Annotated in this window: 17 protein-coding genes; 9 read left to right on the top strand and 8 right to left on the bottom strand. The window is 54.0% G+C overall.

Annotated elements, in window-relative coordinates:
- The first annotated feature begins 2 nt into the window (after nt 1-2).
- The gene (locus DW088_RS09620; RefSeq protein ID WP_118360548.1) at nt 3-1,025 is read left to right on the top strand and encodes a threonine aldolase family protein; all 1,023 of its coding nucleotides are present in this window, start codon (nt 3-5) and stop codon (nt 1,023-1,025) included.
- A gap of 58 nt (nt 1,026-1,083) precedes the next feature.
- Nucleotides 1,084-3,657: a DNA gyrase subunit A gene (gene gyrA, locus DW088_RS09615; protein ID WP_118360547.1), complete on the top strand. Its 2,574-nt coding sequence runs from the start codon at nt 1,084-1,086 to the stop codon at nt 3,655-3,657.
- Nucleotides 3,658-3,748: 91 nt separating this feature from the next.
- On the opposite strand, the gene DW088_RS09610 is transcribed toward gyrA, so the two are convergent.
- The 4 genes from DW088_RS09610 to proC form a co-directional block, all read right to left on the bottom strand.
- Nucleotides 3,749-4,348, bottom strand: a complete 600-nt coding sequence (locus DW088_RS09610) for a zinc dependent phospholipase C family protein (protein ID WP_118360546.1) — start codon at nt 4,346-4,348, stop codon at nt 3,749-3,751.
- A gap of 218 nt (nt 4,349-4,566) precedes the next feature.
- The gene (locus DW088_RS09605; RefSeq protein ID WP_382736430.1) at nt 4,567-5,436 is read right to left on the bottom strand and encodes a radical SAM protein; all 870 of its coding nucleotides are present in this window, start codon (nt 5,434-5,436) and stop codon (nt 4,567-4,569) included.
- A gap of 81 nt (nt 5,437-5,517) precedes the next feature.
- The gene (locus DW088_RS09600; RefSeq protein ID WP_117750626.1) at nt 5,518-5,835 is read right to left on the bottom strand and encodes a hypothetical protein; all 318 of its coding nucleotides are present in this window, start codon (nt 5,833-5,835) and stop codon (nt 5,518-5,520) included.
- 139 nt (nt 5,836-5,974) lie between these two features.
- On the bottom strand, nt 5,975-6,781 hold the full coding sequence (gene proC, locus DW088_RS09595) for a pyrroline-5-carboxylate reductase (protein ID WP_118360544.1): 807 nt from the start codon (nt 6,779-6,781) through the stop codon (nt 5,975-5,977).
- Between the two features lie 272 nt (nt 6,782-7,053).
- On the opposite strand from proC, the gene DW088_RS09590 reads away from it, so the two are divergent.
- Together DW088_RS09590 and rnhA are read left to right on the top strand one after the other, a co-directional pair.
- Nucleotides 7,054-8,454 (top strand): sodium-dependent transporter, encoded by a 1,401-nt coding sequence (locus DW088_RS09590; protein ID WP_117750624.1) that lies wholly within the window; start codon nt 7,054-7,056, stop codon nt 8,452-8,454.
- Between the two features lie 24 nt (nt 8,455-8,478).
- The gene (gene rnhA, locus DW088_RS09585) at nt 8,479-8,916 is read left to right on the top strand and encodes a ribonuclease HI (RefSeq protein ID WP_118360543.1); all 438 of its coding nucleotides are present in this window, start codon (nt 8,479-8,481) and stop codon (nt 8,914-8,916) included.
- Nucleotides 8,917-9,168: 252 nt separating this feature from the next.
- Here the strand turns inward: rnhA and DW088_RS09580 are convergent, their stop codons facing one another.
- Genes DW088_RS09580 through epsC form a run of 3 tightly spaced genes read right to left on the bottom strand, consistent with a single transcriptional unit; the run spans nt 9,169 to nt 10,713 of the window.
- Nucleotides 9,169-9,528, bottom strand: coding sequence for a sulfite exporter TauE/SafE family protein (locus tag DW088_RS09580; protein WP_118360542.1), 360 nt, complete (start codon nt 9,526-9,528; stop codon nt 9,169-9,171).
- Nucleotides 9,525-9,884: a sulfite exporter TauE/SafE family protein gene (locus DW088_RS09575; protein ID WP_118360541.1), complete on the bottom strand. Its 360-nt coding sequence runs from the start codon at nt 9,882-9,884 to the stop codon at nt 9,525-9,527. Before DW088_RS09575 ends, DW088_RS09580 begins: the two co-directional genes overlap by 4 nt.
- 52 nt (nt 9,885-9,936) lie before the next feature.
- Nucleotides 9,937-10,713, bottom strand: a complete 777-nt coding sequence (gene epsC / locus DW088_RS09570; RefSeq protein WP_118360540.1) for a serine O-acetyltransferase EpsC — start codon at nt 10,711-10,713, stop codon at nt 9,937-9,939.
- Between the two features lie 97 nt (nt 10,714-10,810).
- Between epsC and DW088_RS09565 the strand changes: the two genes are divergently transcribed.
- The 5 genes from DW088_RS09565 (at nt 10,811) to DW088_RS09545 (ending at nt 17,576) form a co-directional block, all read left to right on the top strand.
- Nucleotides 10,811-12,010, top strand: coding sequence for a nucleotide sugar dehydrogenase (locus tag DW088_RS09565; RefSeq protein WP_118360539.1), 1,200 nt, complete (start codon nt 10,811-10,813; stop codon nt 12,008-12,010).
- Nucleotides 12,011-12,154: 144 nt separating this feature from the next.
- Nucleotides 12,155-13,540 carry an alanine/glycine:cation symporter family protein gene (locus tag DW088_RS09560; RefSeq protein ID WP_118360644.1) on the top strand — a complete coding sequence of 462 codons (1,386 nt, stop codon included), beginning with the start codon at nt 12,155-12,157 and terminating at the stop codon, nt 13,538-13,540.
- A 140-nt stretch (nt 13,541-13,680) separates the two neighbouring features.
- Entirely contained in the window at nt 13,681-15,171 is a 1,491-nt protein-coding gene (locus DW088_RS09555) for a Na+/H+ antiporter NhaC family protein (RefSeq protein ID WP_118360538.1), read from the top strand.
- A 119-nt stretch (nt 15,172-15,290) separates the two neighbouring features.
- Entirely contained in the window at nt 15,291-16,649 is a 1,359-nt protein-coding gene (locus tag DW088_RS09550; protein ID WP_118360537.1) for an MATE family efflux transporter, read from the top strand.
- 477 nt (nt 16,650-17,126) lie between these two features.
- Nucleotides 17,127-17,576 (top strand): low molecular weight protein-tyrosine-phosphatase, encoded by a 450-nt coding sequence (locus DW088_RS09545; protein WP_118360536.1) that lies wholly within the window; start codon nt 17,127-17,129, stop codon nt 17,574-17,576.
- A gap of 34 nt (nt 17,577-17,610) precedes the next feature.
- On the opposite strand, the gene DW088_RS09540 is transcribed toward DW088_RS09545, so the two are convergent.
- On the bottom strand, nt 17,611-21,717 hold the full coding sequence (locus tag DW088_RS09540; protein ID WP_118360535.1) for an S-layer homology domain-containing protein: 4,107 nt from the start codon (nt 21,715-21,717) through the stop codon (nt 17,611-17,613).
- Between the last annotated feature and the right edge of the window lie 652 nt (nt 21,718-22,369).

The following is a 22,369-nucleotide window of genomic DNA, read 5'->3' as shown; positions in this document are numbered from 1 at the left end:
CTATGCTGTTTTTTGAAAATGATTACGGTTATGGCGCACACCCCAAGGTTTTAGAACATCTGGCACAGACGAATATGGAGCCGGTTTCCGGCTACGGCAACGATAAATTTACCGCTTCGGCGGCAGAAAAGATTAAAGCAGCGGCGGACTGCCCGGACGCTCAGGTGTATTTTCTGACGGGCGGCACACAGACCAACATGGTCGTCATTGATACGCTGCTCCGTCCGTATGAGGGCGTTGTAGCGTCCTCCTGCGGTCATGTGAACACGCATGAAGCCGGCGCCATCGAGTCCACCGGACACAAGGTGCTGACCGTTCCGCATAAGAACGGCAAGCTGGATGCGGACGATCTCCGTGAATATGTTCAGACCTTTTACGCGGACGCAAGCCATGACCATATGGTATTTCCCGGCATGGTGTACATCTCCCATCCGTCTGAATACGGCACGCTTTACACGAGAAATGAGTTGGAGCGCATTTCTGCCGTTTGCAAGGAGTTTGCCATGCCGCTGTTTCTGGATGGCGCACGCCTCGGCTACGGCCTCACGGCGGAAACCGATGTAACGCTGGCAGACATCGCCAAGCTCACCGATGTGTTCTACATCGGCGGCACCAAATGCGGCGCGCTCTGCGGCGAAGCCGTTGTGTTCACGCACGGAAATATGCCGCGCCAGTTTGTCACGATGGTCAAGCGCCGCGGCGCAATGATCGCAAAGGGCCGTCTGAACGCGCTGCAGTTCGATGTCTTGTTCACTGATGGGCTGTACGAGAAAATCTGCGCACCGGCGGTCAAACTCGCCATCAAGCTGCGGGACGGTCTCAAAGCAAAGGGATATCGCTTCGCGATCGAGTCCCCCACCAATCAGCAGTTCATCATTGTAGAAAACAGCAGACTGCCTGAACTGAAAACCAAGGTAGTTTACAGCTTTATAGAGAAATATGACGCGGAGCATACGGTCATCCGTCTGGCGACCAGCTGGGCGACGACCGAGGAGCAGGTGGACGAGCTTCTCAGTATCCTCTAAGCGATAAAAACAGTCGTTTTCGGCTGAAAGCCAACACTTTTGGAGGCAAAATTAAAATATGAGTCAAGAATACGAACAGCAGAAAATCATGCAGGTCGATCTCGAACGCGAGATGAAGAAAAGCTATATCGACTATGCAATGAGTGTTATTGTCGGCCGCGCGCTGCCTGATGTGCGCGACGGCCTCAAGCCGGTGCACCGCCGCATCCTGTACGCCATGTACGAGGACGGCCTGACCTCGGATAAGCCCTACCGCAAGTCGGCAACGACCGTCGGTAATGTGCTCGGCCGCTACCATCCGCACGGTGACGCATCGGTTTACGACGCGATGGTGCGTATGGCGCAGCCGTTCTCGCTGCACTATCCGCTGATCGACGGTCACGGCAACTTCGGTTCCGTGGACGGCGACCCTCCGGCAGCATACCGTTATACCGAGGCCCGCATGGCCAAGCTGGCGAACTACATGCTGGCGGATATCAAGAAAAACACGGTCGATTTCCAGCCGAACTTCGATGAGGAGCGCCAGGAGCCGGTCGTACTGCCTTCCCGCTTCCCCAACCTGCTGGTAAACGGCTCGTCCGGCATCGCGGTCGGCATGGCGACCAACATCCCGCCGCATAATCTTTCCGAGGTCATCGACGGCACCTGCTATGTCATCGACCATCCGGAAGCCGAGATGGACGAGATCTGTCAGTTTATCAAGGGCCCGGACTTCCCGACCGGCGGCGTTATCATGGGCCGCAGCGGCATCCGTGCAGCTTATGCAACCGGCCGCGGCAAGATCAAGGTTCGCGCAAAGACCGAGATCGTTGATCTGCCGAACGGAAAGAGCCAGATTATCATCACCGAGATTCCGTACATGGTTAACAAGGCGCGTCTGGTCGAGTCCATGGCAAATCTCGTCAAGGATAAGCGCGTGGAGGGCATCACGAATATTCAGGACCATTCCTCGCGTGAAGGCATGCAGATTGTGGTCGATATCCGCCGTGACGCGAACGCGCAGGTCATCCTCAATCAGCTGTTCACCTACTCTCAGCTTGAGGATACCATTTCGATGATCCACATCGCGCTCGTGCCGGGTGCGGGCGGCAAGCTGCAGCCGCGTGTGCTGACGCTGCGCCAGATTCTCGATCAGTATATCGGCTTCCAGAAGGACGTTGTCGAGCGCCGCACGCGTTTTGATCTCAAGAAGGCGCGCGACCGTGCACACATTCTGGAAGGTCTCAAGGTCGCAACCGACAATATCGACCGTATTATTGCCATCATCCGCGCTTCCAGGAACGAAGCTGAAGCCAAGGAAAACCTGATGGCAGAGCCGTTCTGGATTGATCAGATTGCGCTGCTCGGCATCGTGGACGGCTCGGAGCACTTCGAGTTCCACCTTGACGAGCCGCAGGCGCAGGCCATCGTAGATATGCGTCTGGGCCGCCTGTCCGGTCTGGAGCAGGAGAAGATCAACGACGAGTATAAGGACCTCGAGAGCCGCATTGCAGGTTTTGAGGAAATTCTGTCGTGCGATGCGAATATTCTTGCTGTTGTCAAGCAGGAGCTGCAGGAAATCAAGCAGAAGTACGGCGATGAGCGCCATACCCGCATCGAAAATGTAGCAGATGAGATTGACATTGAGGATCTCATAGAGCAGCAGGACTGCGCCTATACCCTCACCCACTTCGGCTATATCAAGCGCCAGCCGACCTCGGTTTACCGCGCACAGCGCCGCGGTGGCCGCGGTGTTTCTGCGATGAGCACCCGTGAGGAGGACTTCGCAAAGGATATCTTCACCGCGTCCACGCATGATACCATCCTGTTCTTCTCGGACAGAGGCAAGGTATACAAGCTCAAGGGCTATCAGATCCCGGAAACCGGCCGCTCGGCAAAGGGCATGAACATTGTCAACCTGCTGGAACTGGAAAACGGCGAAAAGATCACCGCCATGTTCCCGATTCAGGAGTTTGCGGACGATAAGTTCCTGTTCTTCGTCACCCGTCAGGGTATTGCAAAGCGTATCGTGCTGAGCGACCTGCAGAACATCCGCCGCGCGGGTCTGCGCGCGCTCAACCTCAACGAGGACGACGCACTGGTTGACGTTCGTCTGACCGACGGCGAGCAGAACATCCTGATCGCCACCCACGAGGGCAAGGCCATCTGCTTTGACGAGAACGAGGTTCGTGCAATGGGCCGTGTGGCTACCGGCGTGCGCGGCATCAAGCTGGCCGAGGGCGATTACGTTATCGGCGCGGCGCGTGCCCGCAAGGACGCATATGTGCTCTCCATCACCGAGAACGGCTACGGCAAGCGTACCCCGGTCGAGGAGTTCACCGTGCATCATCGCGGCGGCGGCGGCATGATGCTGCATAACCTGACCGAAAAGACCGGTCTGGTGGCAGGCATCGCGGTTGTAGACAGCGAAAACGACGTTATGATCATCACCGATGACGGCGTTATCATCCGTACCGGCGTTGAGGAGATCCGCGAATGCGGCCGCGGCTCGCAGGGCGTTATCGTAATGCGCACCGGTGAGGACGTGAAGGTTATCTCGATTGCCCGCACGGACAAGGAGGAGGAAGACCCGGCAGAAGCCGAGGAAGAAACCTCTGAATCCGCTGAAAACGCAGAGAGTACCGAAGAATAAAAAGCAAAAGACGAGTCCGTTTGGACTCGTTTTTTTGTGCCTGAAAAACAGAAAAACCGCCTGTAAAGGCGGTTTTTTGACTTATACAGTTTTACGCGGTAGCGACTGCAGTATCCTCGACCTGCTCGTAAACGATGCTGATGATAGACAGCACCACGGTAGCGGTAGCGATGCAGATATGCTGCAGATCGTCGTTGATGCCATGCGGCTTAGTCGAAGTGCGGTAAGCCTCGTGCATCGTGGAAATGCGGTTCACGAGTGTGTCCACGGTCGTGGGCGGAATGATGGGACTTGCCCATTTCTCAAACTTATCTTCGGTCATACGGCGGCGAATTACCAGTGCAACGCGCTTTTCATAAACATAATGTGCGAGCAAATTGTGCTCGTAGATATCGTCGTTGTGCGGGTAGGTGAAAAAGTCGGTCATGTAGTGGCAGATTTCGCCGAGATCGACCGACAGCTCGCGTCCGTTGGTACGCCCGATGGTATACTTGTGCGTAAAAGTGCGGATTTTTTCCATCACCTCATCCATCATAATGGACGGGTTATGGCGTTTGGTGAGGTAAGTACCGGTCAGATCCGGTTTCAGATTGCCGTAAATAAAACCGCTCTGATCAAAGGTCACGCCGCAGGTCTGCTCAACGTAATCCATCAGCAGATTTGCAACGCGAATGTGGGATACGGAATCCATTTATCAGTCCTCCAAGACGGAACATATGTTAATGCTAACAGTAAATATTAAATTAACAATTTCTTAACACCCGAAAAGCATCCTCTCCGCTTTTCACGATTAAAGCTAGTATAGCACACTTTTTGCACATTGTCTCGCTTTTTTGAAAATTGTAACGCAAACAACACAGAATGTTAACAATTTTGCGGATTATCACAATTTAAGTTGCATTAAATTGGTTATCTTGCCCGGTATTGCTCGCTCTTGAATTTGATTTTGCCCTCAAGTGCCTTGCGCAGACGTGCACACATGGCTTCCCTGTCCTGATTGAGCGTGCCCGCCAGATTAACATAGTTAGACGCGTGATTTGCACGGAAAATACTGCCCTCGGAGTCGATATGCTCGAGCAGGATGAGGGTTTCGTGCGCGATTTCAATCGGGTTCATCAGGTAGAAACGGCCCTCCTGCCAGTCGCGCATGAGCGGTGTCGGCAGCTCAAACAGCAGGGTCAGCAGGCCAATGTACTCCGGCTTCATGCGGGAGAGTGCTTCTGCGGTCTTGATGGCGTGCTCCTCGCTCAGCTCCAGCGAGCCGAGACCCGCAATGCAGGTAACGGACAGCTTCATGCCGGCTTCCTTGACCATCAAGCCTGCACGAACGATCTCATCGGCGGTTTCGCCCTTGTTGATGCGGCGCAGTACCTCATCCGAGCCGGATTCCAGACCCAGATAGATCATATCCAGACCCAGATCGTGCAGCATGTTCAAATCTTCCTGCTTTTTGCACAGAATGGACGCCGGGGAGCCATAGCTGGTAACGCGTTCACACTCCGGAAATACCTTCTTGATGTAGCGCAGGATTTCTGCCATGTGCTCGGGACGGCACATCAGCGCATCGCCGTCTGCCAGAAAAATACGGCCGACACGGCGGTACATGCGGCGTGCCTCGTCAAAATCAGCCTTGACCTCCTCCAGCTTGCGCACGCGGAAACGCTTTTCCTTGTACATATCGCAGAAGGTGCACTTGTTGTGGCTGCAGCCGATGGTGACCTGCACAATCAGGCTGTATGCCTCAGAGGGCGGACGAAAAACTCTGCCTTCGTATTCAATCATGGGTAAAAACTCCTTATTTTAGCTATTTGGATAAACAAAACGGACGGAGTATTCCGTCCGTTTGCTGGTAACATTGGGTTAGTCCTCTTCGGCTTCCGGCTCTTCCTCGGCCTCAGCCTGCGGCTCCTCAGCCGCCGGTTCAGCTGCCTTGGGGGCATCGTCAAATGCGTCCTGATATACCGAAGTATCCGCACACTCCTCTGCGCATGCGCAGGAGGCACAGTCAGACTCGGCACGCATCATTTCCTCCAACTCATCCATGGCCTTCAGTTCAGCCTCGTGGTAAACTTCCTCTTCACGCTTTTTCTGAAGCATGACAAGCGCTGCGGTAGCACCGGCTGCACAGGCAAGGCTGGTCAGCAGCAGACCTGCTTTCACCTTGGTAGAATTTTTCACGGTATCCACTCCCTCTCAAATGATGCGGAACTATTGTCATAATAAAAATCAATTAAACAAAATACAGCGTAAATGCCGATTAAGTGCTTTGCCTATACTTTACCATACGGACGGGGCAAAGTCAATGCTAACGGCACATTTAGCCGAGCTCATAGGCGCGCTTAATGCATTTATCGCAGGCTTCCGACACGATTCCGTACAGATCGCGGTCCTCAAGCACCTTCATGCCCTCAATGGTGGTGCCGCCGGGCGAGCACACCGCGCGGATCAGCTCTGCCGGTGTCTTATCGCGGCGCAGCAGCATTTTTGCCGAGCCGATCATGGTCTGACAGATGAGCGTCAGCGCGTCGTCCTCGTTGATGCCGTGCTGCTTTGCGCTCTGCACAAACGCGTCCGCGTAGGCATACAGGTACGCCGGAGCCGAACCGGCATACGGAATGACCTCGTTGAGCATGTTCTCCTGCTCAAACGTGACGGTAACGCCCATGGTGTTGAACAGTTCACAGAGTTCGGACAGCTGCTTGTCGGTTGCGGCCGCATTTTTAACCAGCTGGGTTGCACCCTCGCCGAGCATAAGCGGTGTGTTCGGCATCACGCGGATCATCGCGGTGTCTGCGCCGAGTGCACCCTCCAGCTTGGCGAAGGTCACGCCTGCGGCAATGGATACGACAAGCGGCTTATCCCCTTCATATTTCGCCAGATTCGGCAGGATTTCATCGAAATTCTGCGGCTTGACGGCCAGCAGCACGATCTCACTTTCTGCGTAGACCTCGGTATAGTCACCCGTGACGGCGTAGCCCTTGGCTGCATGAGCGGCGCGTTTTTCCTCGCTGCGGTTGAACATCAGCACCTGCTCAGGCGCAAAACGGCCTGCGCGCACTGCGCCTTCCGCAATAGCGGTACCCATGTTGCCGGCACCGAGAACACCGAATTTGTATTTTTTCATGTCAATACACCTCGTTTATGGTTTGTTGTTTCATATATGCTTAAATGATAGAGGGCAGCCCGCTCTGCGGAAGGAATACTGCCATTTCTTTCAAATTATGGCAGATAAAACGATCATATCCGATAAAAGATATTATAGCACAATGTACTTTTCCTGCAAACAGCTTGTGAAAAACTTTCGGATATGGTACAATAAGAATAATTTTATTTCATTATGGCTGTCATTTCGGATAGTCTAAAAGATATTGTATGTAAGGGAGTAAAACACAAAACATGGAACAAAAAAAGAGAAGCAGCTTCTCCAGCCGAATTGGTTTCGTGCTGGCGGCGGCAGGCTCGGCGGTAGGTCTGGGCAACCTTTGGCGATTCCCCTATCTGGCGGCACGATACGGCGGCGGTATTTTCCTGCTGGTGTACCTCATTCTCGCGCTGACGTTCGGCTTTTCGCTGATGATTACCGAGATTGCCATCGGACGAAAGACCCGTCTGTCCTGCATCGGTGCGTACAAGGCGCTCGATAAGCGGTTCGGATTCCTCGGCTGGCTGGCGGCGTTCGTGCCGTTCATCATCACGCCGTATTACTGTGTTATCGGCGGATGGGTTATGAAATACCTGTTCACCTTTATCAGCGGCAACGCACTTGAGGCGGCCGACAACGGCGGATTTTTCAGCAATTTCATTGGCTACGATGCGGGTTCGCTGTCCTCGACGATTTTCAGCTTCAACGGACCGACCCCGTGGTTCATCCTGTTCGTGCTGGCGACCACCATTGTCGTTATCTTTGGTGTTGAGAAGGGCATCGAGAAGGCAAGCCGTATCATGATGCCGATTCTCGCCATTCTGGCGGTCGTTATCGCAATCTACTCGCTGACCATTCCGGGTGCGCTGCAGGGCCTGAAATATTATATTCTGCCCGATTTCTCGCAGTTTTCGGTATCTACCGTGCTTGGTGCGATGGGACAGATGTTCTACTCGATGTCGCTGGCAATGGGTATTATGATCACCTACGGCTCCTACATGCAGAAGGAAAATCTGCTTGAGCACTCTGTCACTCAGATTGAGATTTTCGACACGCTGTTCGCGTTTGTGGCCGGTCTGATGATCATTCCGGCGGTTATCGCGTTCAACGGCGGCGATCCGTCTCAGGTAAACAGCGGCCCGGGTCTGATGTTCATCACTCTGCCGATGGTATTCGACTCTATGAAGTTCGGCACCATTATCGGCGCGGTATTCTTCCTGCTCGTACTGTTTGCGGCGCTGACCTCCTCCATTTCGCTGATGGAAACACTGGTTTCCGTGCTGATGGACAAGGCACACATGAAGCGCAAGACGGCTACCATCGCTATTACGGCAAGCTGCCTGATCATTGGCATGCTGTCCTGTCTCGGCTATGGTCCGTGGGCAACGATTACCATTATCGGTATGCAGTTCCTCGATTTCTTTGACTTTATCTCCAACTCCGTGCTCATGCCGATCGTGGCGCTGCTCACCTGCATCCTGATTGGTCATGTAGTCGGCGCCAAGGTCATCGCAGACGAGGTAAAGGAAGGTGCCGGTTCGTTCCACCGCGAGAAGCTGCACCGCGTTATGGTGCGCTGGGTGGCTCCGGTAATGCTGGCAGCGATCCTCGCTTCGGAATTGGCAACAAAGGTATTCCACCTTTTCACAATTTAAAATCACTCTCACAGGAGAAAACCAATGAAAACTGTAACCATTTATACAGATGGTGCGTGCTCGGGCAATCCGGGACCCGGCGGCTGGGGTGCGATCCTGCAGTACGGCAGGGCGGAAAAGGAGCTTTCCGGCTCCGAGCCGTCCACCACGAACAACCGCATGGAGCTGCTCGGTGTAATTACCGCCCTCGAGACCCTCAAGGAGCCGTGCTCGGTCGATCTGTATTCGGACAGCAAGTATGTTGTTGACGGCATTACCAAGGGCTGGGCTAAGGGCTGGCGTGCGCGCGGCTGGGTTAAAAGCGATAAGAAACCCGCAAAAAATCCGGAACTCTGGGGGCGTCTGCTCGATCTGCTGGATAAACACGAGGTGCGGTTCCATTGGGTCAAGGGTCACGCGGATAATCCGTATAACAACCGCTGTGACGAACTTGCCGTCGGCGAGTATCAGAAGTATAAGTAAGGCTGTCGCGAAACTACAGTTTCGCCGACAAGCAGGAACGGACCGTGGGCCGTTCCAAAGTCGTCCGAAAGTTCCTATACAGAAACTTTCTCCCTCCAGAAGTGTAAAAACCGAGATACATGCTCCCGGTTTTTACGAATTTGCGAAGCAAATTCTATTTTATGCGCGCTACAGCGCGAATTGGATGGAGCGACAGGAATATCCACTCTTTAGACAAACTGAACACCTTCTTCATATTTTGTGAGGAAGGTGTTATTTTTTGCGCAAAAAGGTTTCTTTTACGCCGATATAGAGTAAAACCACGCCGAAAGCACGCCGCAGCAGGCCGGTGTCCACTCTTGCGGCAAGCAGCGCCGAAAGCACGGACGTCACCACGCCTGCCGGTACACAGCATTTGACCGCTTCCCTTTCGATGAGTCCGTTTTTGCGGTGCGAAATCAGCGCTGCAGGCGCACACGAGAGAAAATACAGCAGGTTGATGCCGCCCGCCTGATACTGCCCTGTCCCTTCAAAAAGCGTCAGATACAGCAGCAAAAGTGAGCCGCCGCCAATGCCGAAGCCGCTTAAAATACCGGTCAGCAGACCGATTGCGACCGCAAGTACCGCGCTCACAGCAACAGGACGGCACGGATGCCGCCGTAGAGAATCAGCACGCCGAATGCACGGCGCAGCCAGTCTGCCTTTACCCTGCCGAATAGCTTTCCGGCCAGCACGCCGCCTGCCGCGCCGCCGAGTAGATACGGCACCGCCTGCCCAATCGGCAGACCGCCCTTCAGCCAGTAAATGACCGCCGAGACCGCACACAGCGGGAAAATTACCGCAACTGAGGTCGCAAACGCGCGCTTCTGCTCCATGCCGCACCAGGAAATCAGCAGCGGTACAAGAAATAACCCGCCGCCTGCCCCGAAAAATCCGTTTGCTGCACCGGAAAGAGCACCTGTGACCGCATATTTCACTGAAATTTTCATAAAAGAAACCCTCCGGTGACAGTTTGCACCGAAGGGCTTGTTTTTATGTGTATTATTTGTCGGCTTCGCGCTCGCGTTCCTCTTCCTTTTTGAGCTTCTGCTCGTTGGCGTAAACACGGTTCTGCAGACGGCACAGTTCCTGTGCAAGCGGGTCCGGCAGGTTGATCTGGTCGAGCGCATACGCCGGAGACGGACCGACACGCTGGCCGGCAATCTTGACGACGCGCGCCTTGATGCCGACAACCGTGGAATCCGGCGGAACCTCCTGCAGTACGACAGCATTCGCGCCGATACGGCTGTTGTCACCCACCTTGAACGGTCCGAGAACCTTCGCGCCGGTCGAAATGAGCACGTTGTTGCCGATGGTCGGGTGACGCTTGCCGGTGTCGTGACCGGTACCGCCGAGCGTTACACCGTGGTAAATCGTGCAGTCGTCGCCAATCTCAGCGGTTTCACCGATAACGATGCCCATGCCGTGGTCAATAAACAGGCGTTTGCCGATCTTGGCGCCCGGGTGGATCTCAATACCGGTCATATGCCGTGCAAACTGCGACAGCGCACGCGCAAGAAAGAAATGCTTGTGTTTGTACAGCCAGTGCGCCTGACGGTGGTAAAACAGGGCGTGAAAGCCCTGATAGAGCAAAACAACTTCCAATGTGGTGCGTGCTGCCGGGTCACGGTCCCGGATCGAGCGTGCATCCTCGAGCAATCCCTTAAAAATCATAGTATCCCTTCCAAACTTTAGGGGTATAAAGCAGTATATGCAATCGGAAGATAAAAGGTTCCGACAGTCGTTTATGATACTTGCATAAACGAACGATAGTATCATTATAGACTCTTTTCGGTGAAAATTCAAACACTACGTTGAATTCCGTGAAAAAAGTGGTATAATGTAAGAAGATTATGCTGAACGAGGTACGAAAATTATGAAAATTACTGTCATGGGACTGGGTTATATCGGCCTGCCGACGGCGATCACGCTGGCTGAGGCCGGTTTTGAGGTCTGCGGCTTTGACGTAAACAAAAATACCATCGAGACCCTGCAGGGTGGTCATATCCATATTGTAGAGCCGGGTCTGCAGGAAGCCTTTGAAAAGGCTGTTGCACACGGTCATCTGCATTTTTCCGAAGAGCTTGGCAAGTCCGATGTATTCTATATTTCGGTTCCGACGCCGTTTTTTAAGGACGAGAACGGCAGCCACAAGGCTGATTTGCGCTTTGTAGAGTCTGCAGGACGTATGGCAGGCAAGGTGCTCGAGCCGTCCAATCTGGTCATTCTGGAGTCCACCGTGCCGCCGCACACCTCCGAGATGCTCGCGCGCGTACTGAGCGAGGAATCCGGCATTCCGATGAATGAGATTCACGTTGCACATTGTCCGGAGCGCGTTATCCCGGGCAACATGATGTACGAGCTGAAGAACAATGACCGCATCGTCGGCGCCCGCACGCCGGAGGCTGCCGAAATGGCGGCATCCATCTACGAGAAGGTGCTTGAGAAGGGTGTCGTTCACAAGACCGACGACCTGACCGCCGAAATGTGCAAGCTGACCGAGAATACCTTCCGTGATGTCAATATCGCTTACGCAAACGAGCTGTCCGTCATCTGCGACAAGATGGGCATTGACGTATTTGAGCTGATCAAGCTGGCAAACTGCCATCCGCGCGTTAACATCCTGACCCCGGGTGTCGGCGTTGGCGGCCACTGCATCGCAGTTGACCCGTGGTTTATCTATGAGCAGTTCCCGGCGGAGGCGAAGGTTATCCTTGCGGCACGCGAGCGCAACGAGAACAAGCCGCACTTCGTCGCTGACAAGGTTGTAGCCAGGATGAAGAAGGTAACCGACACGGTCGGCGTGCTTGGCTTGTCCTACAAGCCGGACGTTGACGATCTGCGTGAGTCGCCGTCCATCGAGCTGTGCCACATTCTGCAGGAAAAGGGCGTAAAGGTTATCGCGTGCGAGCCGTTCGCCAAGGACACTGAGGTGCAGAACATCCCAAACGTATCGTTCGAGGAGGTTCTCAAGGCAGATTATCTGGTCATCACACTTGGTCACACACTGTTCAAGGAGAACAAGGACAAAATCGCAGAGAAGCCGTACTTCGACTGCGTTGGTCTGATGGAATAATTTCGCAAATAACAGAAAGCCGCCTGTCTGGGCGGCTTTCTGTTGTTTGAAGTAGGAATTAGTCGTTAGAAATGAGTGATTATGGGCGTTCTGCCGCTGAAATCCGGTTCATATAATGAGGAACAGGGGAGAGGTGGGATGCCGATGGACGATATCTTACAGGTAAATGAGCGGCTGCGCGGCCTGATATGGGGCGCGCCCATGCTGATTTTGCTGCTCGGCACCGGATTGTACTTCACGGCGGTGACCGGAGTTTTTCAGGTGCGGTACTGCATGCTCTGGCTGCGGAAAACACTGTTTTCCTGCTTTACCAGTGCCGCAAGACGGACAAGCGGCGGCGTTTCGCCGTTTGCGGCCATGTGCACTGCGCTTGCCGCGACGGTCGGCACGGGCAACATCGCCGGTGTGGCAACCGCGCTGACGCTCGGCGGTCCGGGCGCGGTATTCTGGCTGTGGGTGAGCGCCTTTGTCGGCATGATGACTGCGTTCGCGGAGAACACGCTCGGCATGCTCTACCGTGAAAAGGGGAGCGACGGCAGCTGGCGCGGAGGAGCCATGCTGTACCTGAAAAACGGTCTGCGCAGTCCGCTATTGGCGGGAGCCTTTGCGCTGTTCTGTGTGCTGGCCTCGTTCGGTATCGGCAACATGAGCCAGTGCAACTCAATCGCGCAGGGACTTTCCGGCTCGTTCGGCATACCGAGCGGGATCGTCGGTGCGGTGACAGCGGTTTTGCTCGGCGCGGTGCTGCTCGGCGGCCTTAAACGGCTGTCCCGCGTGACGGAAACGCTCGTACCGTTCATGGCGCTGTTCTACATGGGCGGTGCGGTCGTTGTGCTGTGGGTGCATCGGGCGGCGCTGCCGCAGGCGTTCGCGCAGATTTGCTCGATGGCATTCGATACGCGGGCGGGCACAGGCGGCGTGCTCGGCTACGGCATGACGCAGGCCGTCCGGGCGGGCGTGTCGCGCGGCGTATTTTCAAATGAAGCCGGGCTGGGCTCATCCGTCATGGTGCATGCTGCCGCAGACGCAAAAGAGCCGTGTGAACAGGGGATGTGGGCGGTTTTTGAGGTGTTCTTCGACACGATTGTGATGTGCAGTGTCACCGCGTTCGTCATTCTCACGAGCGGGGTATACGACGTAAGCCGCTACGCGCTCGCGTCTGGCACGCCTTTGCTTTCTCAGCTGACAACCGGTGCACAGCTTACCGCAGAGGCGTTCTCCACCGTATTCGGACGGTTTGGCAGGGGATTCGTTGCGGTGTCGCTCGCACTGTTTGCATTCTCGACCCTGCTCGGCTGGTCATATTACGGACAGCGTGCAGCGGCCTATTTGATGGGGGAGCGGGTGATTCCGGTCTACAAGGCGGCCTTTCTTCTGGCGGCGGTAGCGGGCTGCATGATGCGGCTTGAGCCGGTGTGGGCGCTCAGCGACACGTTCAACGGCCTGATGGCACTGCCTAATCTGGCGGGCGTGCTGGCGCTTCGGCGGCAGGTGATTGCGGAATGGTGTCGCTATAAACGCAATTTATGACGTTAAACCATTGCAAGTTGCACAAAAATATCTTTTCGGACGGAAAAAACCGGATTAGCACTTGTAAATCCGGTTAAATCCATATAAAATAGAATGGAATTGCGGACACGATTTGTCTGTGTATAAGGGGGAAATAAGGAATGGACGTTACGGCAACTGTTTGGACACTGCTGCCGCCGATCATCGCAATCGCGCTTGCACTGATTACGAAGGAGGTTTACTCCTCGCTGATGATCGGTATTCTTTCGGGTGCGCTGCTCTATACGGGCTTCCATCCGCTGAAAGCCGTCGAGACGACTTTCACCATCATGGGCAGTAAATTGGGAGATAATATCAATATTTGTATCTTCCTCGTACTGCTCGGTATTCTGGTATCGCTCATCACCAAATCGGGCGCATCACGCGCATACGGTGAGTGGGCGGTCAAGACCATCCGCAGCCGGCGCGGCGCGTCGTTTGCGACCTCGTTCCTCGGAATGTTCATTTTCGTGGACGATTACTTCAACTGCCTCACCGTCGGCACGGTCATGCGCCCGGTGACGGACAAGTACAGCATTTCCCGGGCAAAGCTAGCGTACATCATTGATGCAACGGCGGCTCCGGTCTGCATCATCGCGCCGATCTCCTCGTGGGCGGCGGCGGTCGGCTCGTCCCTGCCGGAATCGAGCACGCTGGACGGCTTCTCGCTGTTCCTCAAGACCATCCCGTTGAACCTGTACGCGCTGCTCACGCTGGCGTTCCTCATCTGGCTGATGGCTGCTGATTTCGACTTCGGCCCGATGAAAAAGTACGAGCTTGCACACAAGGATGACGATCTCTCTCTGATTGAGGAGACCCACGTTGTAGCCGGCTCGGGCAAGGTTTACGACCTGATCCTGCCGATCAGCGTACTGATCGTGCTCTGCATTGCAGGCATGCTGTACACCGGCGGCATTCTGGACGGCGCAAACGTTGTTGAGGCGTTCGCAAACTGCGATTCTTCCACCGCGCTGGTGCTCGGCTCGTTCTTCACGCTGCTGTTCACCTTTGTGCTGTACATCCCGCGCAAGGTGCTGTCCTTTGGCCAGTTCTGTGAGGCGTTTACCGAGGGCTTCAAGGCAATGGTTCCGGCCATTCTCATCCTGACGCTCGCGTGGACGCTGTCCGGTGTGTGCCGTGACGAGTACCTCAACATCGGCGGATTCGTATCCTCTGTGGTGAATGCGGAATCCACCATCGGTATGTTCATGCCGGCGGTATTCTTCCTCATCGCGCTCGGTCTGGCCTTTGCGACCGGTACCTCCTGGGGCACGTTCAGCATCCTGATTCCGATTGCTATTGCGGTATTTGGCGATGCACCGTCCACCATGCTGGTCATGACCGTGGCAGCCTGCCTGTCCGGTGCGGTCTGCGGCGACCACATCTCGCCGATTTCGGATACGACCATCCTCGCATCCGCGGGTGCACAGTGCAACCATATTGATCACGTTTCCACGCAGATGCCGTACGCGCTGATGATCGCGGCGATGAGCTTTGTCGGCTTCCTCGTCGGCGGTGTGACCGGAAACGGCATTCTGGCGCTTGGCGTAGGTGCGGTACTGTTGGTGCTCACTATTGCGGTTATTACCGCACGTCAGAAGAAAAAGGCGTAACAACGTCAATTAAAGTCGCAAAATGATGCTCTCCCTTCGGGGAGAGCATAAAATTGCAATAAACCCCATTTTATCCGGTCAAAACTGGATAAGCAGACTCCCGAAAGAAGGTATCCCATTTGACCACTGACCTTACCGTCGGAAAACCGTCGCAGAAGCTGTTCTGGTTCTCGATTCCGCTGCTGCTCAGCGTTGCGTTCCAACAGCTGTACCAGATGGCTGACTCCATCATCGTAGGCCGTTTTGCCGAAACTGTAGAAGCCGGTGAGCTGGCGCTGGCCGCTGTCGGCGCCAGCTATCCGATCACGCAGCTGTTCGTTGCGGTTGCAACCGGTATCAACATCGGTACCGGCGTACTCGTCTCGCAGCTGTTCGGCGCAAAGCGCTATCTGCGCATGAAGACCGCCATCTCGACCGCACTGCTCACCACCACGACGGTAGCGCTGCTGCTGACGCTGATCGGAGCCATCGGTACGCACGGCATCATGAACGCGCTGTCCACGCCGGAGAATATCTTTGCGGACGGCTCACTGTATCTGCGCGTGTATGTGTTCGGTCTGCTGTTCCTGTTTATCTATAACGTGTGTACGGGTATCTTCAATGCCATGGGCGACAGCCGAACGCCGCTGATCCTGCTTGTACTGTCCTCGGTCGGTAATGTCATTCTGGATATGGTATTTGTTGCCGGTCTGCACTGGGGCGTTGCAGGCGTTGCATGGGCGACGTTTATTGCGCAGGGCGCGTCCGGTGTTCTGGCGTTTGTGCTGCTGCTGCGCCGTGTGCGCTCGTTTGATACGGGCAACCATTTCGTGCTGTTCGCGCCCGAAATGCTGCGCCGCCTGACAAACTACGCCGTGCCGTCTATCGCACAGCAGAGCTTCGTATCGGTCGGCAATGTGGTCATCCAGTATTACATCAACCTGTGCGGTGCGACCGTTATCGCGGGATTCTCGGCGGCAAACCGCGTCAACCAGTTTGCGCTGACCTGCTGCATGTCGTTCGCTTCGGGTCTGTCGAGCTACGTTGCGCAGAATATCGGCGCCCGCAAGATGGACCGCATCGGTCCGGGTCTCAAATGGGGTGCGGTGTATTCGCTCGGCCTGTCCGTGGTGTTTATGGCGATCTATCTGCCGTTTGCGAACAAGATCATCAGCCTGTTTGTTCCGGCGGGTAGTGCCTCCGGTGTTATCGATGTCGCACGAGGCTACCTGTTCACGGTCGTGCCGTTCTATCTGGTCGTATGCACTAAGTTCGTGTGTGACAGCGTCCTGCGCGGTGCCGGTGCAATGCGTCCGTTCATGGTAACGACGTTCTCCGACCTGATTATCCGCGTGGTGCTGTCCATTGCACTGTTCTATGTGGTCGGCAACGAGCACGGTATTTGGCTCAGCTGGCCGATTGGCTGGTTCCTCGGCTCGGGTCTGTCGGTGTTCTTCTATAAGTCCGGCGCATGGAAAAAGAATCTGCCTACATTCTAACCGGCCGTAAAATTGTAAATGAAAGGGTTTCCCATCGGGAAACCTTTTTTCATGCCTGTTTATTAAGAATCTGCATAACGACACGGCTGACAATTTCTCGCTTTAGGGCAGGGCCTTTCTGCATTTCGTTCCCGCAAAACTGCATTTCGTGAAAAAGACGTTCCGGATGATCGAAAATCTGCTATGGTATAAGCACAGCAGATAACACGGAAGAAGCGGACAGCACTGTCGAGTAACGGCTTCTTCGATACCGGCTGATGAATTGCAGGGTCGCAGCTTCCGCAATATGAAGAACAACTCCTCATAATTGAGATACCCCGCCGGATGGAAAGCGAGTATAATTCCATTCGGCGGGGGATTGTTTTGCACGGAAAAAACGAGGCGCGCATGCCGTTCACAGGGATGGTGGGTTTTGAAATTGCGTGACGATTGCGGCTCTGTGTGATATGATGGAGAAAAACAGCAGGAGGTGTTTGGGTGAGGATACTTTTTGTTTGCCACGGCAACATATGCCGCAGTCCGATGGCAGAATATATCATGAAGGAACTGGTAAAGCGAGAAGACGTCGCGGATGACTGGGAGATTGAATCGGCGGCTGTCAGCCGTGAGGAGATCGGCAATCCGGTGTATCTGCCGGCGCGGCGCAAGCTGCTTGAGCAGGGAATCCCGTGCGGGCAGCATGCGGCGCGGCAGATGACACGCGCGGATTATGATAGGTTTGATCTACTGATTGGCATGGACCGGTCGAATCTGCACACCATGCAGCGCATTTGCGGCGGCGATCCGGACGGAAAGCTGCATTTGCTGCTGGATTTTACCGACCGACAGGGCAAAGAGGTCGCTGACCCATGGTATACCGGCGATTTTGATGTTGTATGGGAGGATTTACTGGAAGGGTGTCAGGCGCTGCTGAGGGAATATAGGTAAGAAAAAAGGAAACCCGGGTGGGTTTCCTTTTTTCTTACTTAGACACCGAAGGTTCTCCGGTAAATCCCGGAATGGTGATTTTCAGAGTCAAATTAGAAGTGGTATTTGTGCCAACAAATACTACATTATAAGTTGTGGACCAAAGTTCACTGGGAAAACACATTGCAATAGTCTGGTTGTCGGCATCAATGCGATATGTTTTTGTAGATAAGCGGTCTCCGCCAACTTTATATTCCGAACCATCAACCGTAATGGTGTCAAGCTGTCTCAGCCACTCTGCGGCGTCGGAAAATGTCAGAAGGTAATATTGATTGCCAGAAGAATCTTGAGTTTTTTCAATCGTCGGCAGTTCGGTCGGTGCTGTTACCGCAGAGCCGCCGGAACTACTCGAATCACCAACCGTCAGCGTATACTCTACATCAGTATAGCCATCTGCGGTGAGTTTGATTTTATAGTCACCGGCATTGGCAAACAGGCTAACGGGCAGATCGAGAACATCGTATGCAGACGTACTATAAGTGGTATCGGTTGCAGCCGGACGGAAGTTGTTGTCCGCAAGGCTGCTGCTGGAATAGCCGCGGGTCAAAACAGTATCGTTCACCTTGACCTGATTTACTTTAGCCAGATATGTTGTGAGGTCAGATGCATTCAGACCGGTGAAGCTGAGACGATAGTAGGAATACGTTCCCATATAACTGGTATCCGTTTTCTTTTCAGCACTGGAAACCGTCGGTGCGGATTTTGCAGCTTCCGCAGGTTTTGCATTAACCGTAAACTTTGCCGTCAGCGGCTCACCATAGTACTTTGCCGAAATAGCAACCGTATGCTCACCGGACGGTACGTTATACAGAGAGATGGTTTTGTTATCCTTGCCGATTACATAATAAGCCGTTTCGGAACCGTAACCGTAATATCCGTAAGTACCGATGTCCGTTTTGTCATCCAGCTTAACAGATGCCAGATTCTTGAGGAAATCACCGTTCGAGCCATCTACCGTGAATACGACGACCGGCTTGCCCGATTCGGTAGTCTCGGCAACCGACAGAGAAAGGTTTTTCTCTAGCTGCTTTGCAACGGTCAGCGTCAGGCGCACCTTCTGGAAGGTATCGACCTGCAGCGTCAGCGCGTTATCGCCCAGCTTGAGCTGGTTTGCCGGAATGGTGATGGTGTTCTTCTCGGTGTCGATGGAGTATGCATCCTTGCTCAGCGCCGAGGTGGTGTTGAGGTAAAGCTGGCTGTCGGCATTCTCTTTCAGTTTTTCCAGATATGCCGCTGCCTTGCTGCCGGAAACGAGCAGAACTGCGTCCTCGCCCTCATTTACTTCGTTGATGGACTGGTAGCTTGTCTGACCGTCCTCGGTCACTTCCTTGACCAGAGTCAGGTCAGGAGCTGCGGAAGAGGACGCCTCGCTGAACGAAGTCGTTTCGCCGAGCAGATTATCCTCCAGCACCTTCTTTACCGCATACGGACGGTTGCGTGTGGTTTCTGCGTTCTCAGAGGTGACATACTCCGCAAAGGTGAGCAGCTTGTCCTTGGTACGCGCGGTATTTGCGGCAGCGAAGAAGCCTGTGCTGGTGTAAACCTTATCTGCGCCTTCATAATAAACCGCGTCATGGAGCATATTGTCCCAGCGCTCGGAGATAGCGGTTGCATTGGCGTTGTCCAGACCCAGCTTTTCTACGATCTTCGCGTTGGTCAGCAGGTCGGCGCTGAATACCAGATTTGCGTTCATGGTGTTGCTGCCGCCTTCAGAACCGGAATCCGAGGAGGCACCGCCGCCGCCGCTGGTCGCTGCGGAAAGCGCGTCTACGCCTGCCGCTGCGGCACGCGCCGCCGGAGAAACCGACTGCTTATCTGCACCGTAGGCATAGAAGGTCTGGGAGAACGACTTGAAGCCGTTCGCGTAGATGGTCAGCGTATACTTTCCGCTGTGCGTCAGATGGTTGGTAGTATCGTTATACAGCACGAAGGTATCGCCGATGAGATACCAGTCGTCAAACTTATTGAGCACCTGTACCTCGGAATCGCCCGCATACTGCAGTTCTACGCGGTAAATCGGCTGGGTGATGCCGTACAGCATATCCTTCACCGTAAAATGCGTGTTCACGCCGCTGTATGCGCCGGTATCGCTCAGCACCAGAGACGGCGTTTTCTCGTTGACCACATGGATCGGGAACAGCTCGGCATTGCCGTTCGATACCACGCGCAGCTTGTAGCGACCGTTCGAGAAGAAGTTCGACTGACCGAGTGGGACAGTGATGCACGCAACGGTAGCGCCGTCAACACCGTGCGGCAGCGCCTTGTTGAGGCTCCACTTCAAATTGCTATTGAGCACGCTGTTACTTTCATCGTCCTGCACGAGTACAACGCTCGTAATGCCGTCCACAAACGCCTTTTCCGCGTCGGTGCCGTTGGCATAGTTGAACATAAGCTGTACTTCGCCGGAAACTTGATAGAGATTATCGTCGGATTCGCTTAGAACGGCGTCCGGAGAGTAGAAACGTACCGAATTGGAGGCAGTTTTCAGGTCAATGGTTGTGTGGGTCGGATTATAGCGTACCTTACCGGCGGCGTCCTTGTTGGTCTGGTGATAATCCCAGACGTAAACCGGACCGTTTGCAAGGAAGTAGTAATCGTCCGGTACACCGGAAATGGTCGGTTTTACCGTGTTCTTGCCGCCGAGGCTGACGGTCTGGGTCTTGCCGGTGGTCTTATTGGTAACGGTCAGCGTGCTCGGGTCGAGTACGGTGGACTGCCACTTGACAATGCTGCCGTCGGTGGAAACCTTGGAGCAGCCGGCGTTGATTTCGGTGCCGTCAACGGTCAGTGTGCAGTTATCCAGCGTGTTGCCGTCCTCAAAGCGGACAACAACGAACTGACCCAGTGCGCCGAGCTGAACGGTGTTCATGTCGATGAGCTTGGTCTGCTCGGGTACGACCAGACTCTGCTGTGCAACCGAACCACCAGAGGACGAACCGCCGTTAGACGAACCACCGCTGGACGAACTGCCGCCGGAGGATGAACTGCCGCCGGAAGCTGCCGCGCCGACCGTCTCGGTTTTGCCTGTGGCAACCGATTTATTGCCTGCCTTGACGCCGGAAACGCCGTTTGCGGCAGTCACCTTGGTGCCGGTGGTGGTAACGGTTACGTTATCGGCGTTCGCCTTTACGGTTTCAACCTTGCCTGCACCGGTAATCTTTACGCCTTCTGCGTTGACGTTGATGGAACCGACAGACGCGCCGCTGTTTACGGTAATGGCAGCACCCTGTGTGACTGTGATGCTGTCAACCGAGCCGGAAACCGCAATGTCGGTATTGGCGATAATGCCCTTGCCGGCCTTGGTGTCCTTAAAGGTTACACCGCTTTCGCCGCCGCGCAGTACAATGCGGCCGGTGACAGTAACACCCGTCAGGTCGATTCTGCTGACACCGTCTGCAATGATAAGGTCGCCGTTGATAGTCTTGCCGGACAGGGAAACGCCGTTTTCACGCACAATAACGCTGCCGTCCACCGTGGCAGACAGAGAATCGTCTGCATCGGCGTAGGTGCTGGCCATCTCACTGATGACCTTGGCGAATTCTGCACGGGTGATGCTGGTTTTCGGGTTCAGCTTACCACTTGCACCGTTGACATAGCCGTTTTCAATCAATGCAGCTACACTGCTCCGTGCCCATGCAGAGACAGAAGCACCATCGGTGTAATTGTTCAGAACGGACGTATCGCCGCTTTCAAGTGCAAATGCACGCGCGAGGACAACAAAAGCCTCTTCACGGGTGATTGGCGCTTCGGGATTCAGTTTGCCGTTTGCACCCTGAAATGTGCGCATGGCAACGGCCAGTTCGAGATCATTATAATACCATGCGGAAGTGTTTGCATCGCTGTAAACCGACAGGTCAGCTGTTTTGCGAGCGGCAAAGGCACGGTTGACGATAGCAGCCATCTGGGCACGGATCAGCAGGCCGGAGCTGTTAATCTGGCCGTTTGAGCCGTTCAGCAGGCCGTTCTGTACAGCGCTGCGCAGGCCGGCTGCGGACCAGTCGGTTGGGAAATCGGTAAAATCTTCAGGCGAGGCAGCGAATGCATTCGCTGGCAGGAGCATAGCTCCGGCCAAAAGCATCGCAAGGGTACGTTTTTTGTTCAAGTATATTTTCCTCCTTGTTGTTAGACTGGGCTAACCATACCGGTAAAAAATTTCCTTTCCATAGGAAAGGAGCGTGATCACAATGAGTTATCATACACTAACTCATAAGTAGGTAATAAAATATCATAAAGATTTTGTGGTGTCAAATCCTGATATTTACAGGAAAGAACGGCCGTATCATATAAACAACACAAAAAGTACACAAAATCCTGCAATGAGTTAGGAGAAACTAACTCTGAATGTGATTTTTGATAAAGAAAAAATTTTTTGTATGTGCGATACATATCGTTTACATCGAAAAAGGCACAAAGTAGCACATAATTTCTGTGGAAATGATAAAAATACGGTATAGAAATTAGCAATATGCGATAAAGATTACAACTGAATATTGAAATATCATAAGGAAGATGGTGCGCTGTATTATTTTCCGTGCTTGTCGGCGTACAGCAGCAGGTGATGTTCTATTTTCAGGGCATTTGTACAGAGGAGACATATTTATATAGGTATGTATAGAGTGTACAAATTTCCTGTAAAATATTTTTTTGAAAAAGTTAAAGAAAAGTGTTGACATTAGGCGTATACTGCGGTATACTAAATAAGCTGTCGATGAGCGGTTAAGAACAACGAAAAGTTGTGAAAACTCTTTGAAAAC

The sequence above is a fragment of the Butyricicoccus sp. AM05-1 genome, assembly GCF_003474415.1.
Lineage (GTDB): Bacteria > Bacillota > Clostridia > Oscillospirales > Butyricicoccaceae > Agathobaculum > Agathobaculum butyriciproducens.
Note: the sequence above shows the minus strand (reverse complement) of the source record. Positions and strands in the feature narration are given on the sequence as shown.